The sequence below is a fragment of the Microbacterium sp. Bi128 genome (assembly GCF_918698205.1).
Genome location: NZ_CAKKMM010000874.1, coordinates 1 through 2,145 on the forward strand (window position 1 = coordinate 1; position 2,145 = coordinate 2,145).

General features: G+C 65.7%; 2 protein-coding genes. Both read right to left on the reverse strand.

Features of this window, described 5'->3' with window-relative positions; genetic code table 11:
• Complete coding sequence (locus tag LQV45_RS27490; protein ID WP_230010003.1) at positions 1-1,014, reverse strand: Gfo/Idh/MocA family protein; 1,014 nt, start codon at positions 1,012-1,014, stop codon at positions 1-3.
• Positions 1,015-1,030: 16 nt separating this feature from the next.
• Positions 1,031-1,942, reverse strand: a complete 912-nt coding sequence (locus LQV45_RS27495; RefSeq protein ID WP_230010006.1) for a sugar phosphate isomerase/epimerase — start codon at positions 1,940-1,942, stop codon at positions 1,031-1,033.
• Positions 1,943-2,145: the final 203 nt, after the last annotated feature.

Genomic DNA, 2,145 nt, shown 5'->3' on the forward strand with positions numbered 1-2,145 from the left:
TTAGCGGTACAGGGCGGGCTTGGCGTTGAGCTTCACGGCGACCTTTTCGCCGTTCTTCTGCGCCTCGACGCCGGCCTCGCAGCAGGCGGCCGTGGCGTAGCCGTCCCAGGCGGTGGGGCCGCCGATCTCATCGCGCAGGGCGGCGTCCACCCAGGACTGGATTTCGACGTCGTACGCCGCCCCGAAGCGTTCCTCGAAGCCGGGGGTGACGTGGCCGCCCCAGCGGCCGTTGCTGCGGGTGTACGGGCCTTTGTCGCCGCCGATGCTGACGATGCCGTCTTCGAAGGAGGCCTGGGTGGCCACCTCGTAGCCGAACTTCGCGTTGACGTAGATCTCGACGTCGGCCAGGACGCCGGACTCGGTTTCGATCAGGACGTGCTGCGGGTCGTGCTGACCGGCCGGGGCGTTCCGTGTGGCCTTGCCGAGGCGGACCTGGACCGAGGTGATTTCCTCGCCGGTGAAGTAGCGGATGGCGTCGAATTCGTGGACCACGGAGTCGTTGATCAGCATCTCGTTGGTGAAGCCCGCCGGGGTGGTGGGGTTCCGGTGCTGGTGGTGCAGCATGAGCAGCTCACCGAGTTCGGAGTCGCGGATGATTTTGCCGAGGGCGGCGTATTCGGCGTCGAAGCGGCGCATGAAGCCGACCTGGATGCGCTTGTGGCCCAGCTCCTGCTCGGCTTCGACAATCTTCCAGGAGGATTCGGCATCCGGGGTGAGCGGCTTCTCGCAGAGGATCGGGATGTCCTTGGCGATCGCCTTGAGCAGGATGTCCTCGTGCAGGAAGCCGGGGGTGGCGATCAGGACGGCGTTGACGTCGCCGTTGTTGAGGGCCTCCTCGGCGTCGGCGAGGGCGACGGCGCCGGGGATGCCTTCGATGGCGGCCTGGGCACGGGCGAGGTCGACGTCGACGACGGCGGCAACTTCGGCGCCGTGGATGCGAGTGTTGAGCCGCTGGATGTGGTCTGCGCCCATACGGCCGGCGCCGATGACAGCTACGCGGAGGGTCTTGGTCATGATCTTGTCCTCAGTTCTAGTTTACGGCGGTGCGGGAGCCGCAGGAGAGCAGGTAGTTCCGGGTGCGCTTGGCGATCGGCATCGGGACGTCGAAGGCCACGGGATACATGTCCTGTTCCACAATGCCAAAGATCGGCCGGTTGAGCGCCTCCACGGCTTCGATGACGGCGCGCAGGTCCGGCAGCCCGTTCGGCGGCTCGGTCATCACGCCGGCCAGGTTGGCGGCGGCCCACGTCATGTTTTCCTCGTTGACCTTTTTGAGGATGTCCGGGTTGATCTGCTTGAGGTGCAGGTAGCCGATCCGGTCCGGATAGTTCTTGATCAGGTCGAGGCTGGAGGCCCCGCAGTATTCGGCGTGGCCGGTATCCAGGCAGAGGTTGAGGTACTTCGGGTCCGTGGCCGCGAGCAGGGTTTCGATGTCCTCCTGCGCGCCGACGTGGGAGTCGGCGTGCGAGTGGAACTGCTGCTTCAGGCCGAAATCCTCCAAGAGGGTCTTGCCCATGCGGTTGTGGCCGGAGAACAGGTCGCTCCACGCCTTCTCGGTGAGCGTGCCGCTCTCGACGGCCTCGCCGGTGACGTCGTCGCGCCACATCGCGGGAATGACCACGATGTGTTCGCCTCCCATGGCTGCCGTGAGTTCGGCGACCTTGCGGGCCGGCTCCCAGGCTTCGTCGTACTGGTGGGCCCCGCGGTGGAATGCGGTGAACACGGTGCCGGCTGAGATCTTGAGGTCGCGCTGCTTGAGCTCTTCGGCGAGACGGGCCGGATCGGTGGGGAGGTAGCCATAGGGGCCAAGTTCGATCCACTTGTAGCCGGATTCGGCGACCTCGTCGAGGAAGCGTTCCCACGGGGTCTGCTGGGGGTCATCCGGGAACCAGACGCCCCAGGAGTCCGGCGCGGTGCCGATGATCAGCTTGTTCTCTGTCATTTCCATTCCTTCTCATCGAGTGCTCCGCAGGTGCCGTTTTGGACGCTCAAAACGGCGGTTGCGGAGCAGTCGATCGTGGTTAGTCGAGGCGTCAGTTGGACGGGAAGTTGTAGGAGGCACCGGAGGCGTGCGTGGGTTCGGGCCAGCGCGAGGTGACCACCTTGCCGCGGGTGTAGAACGAGACGCCTTCGGGGCCGTAGATG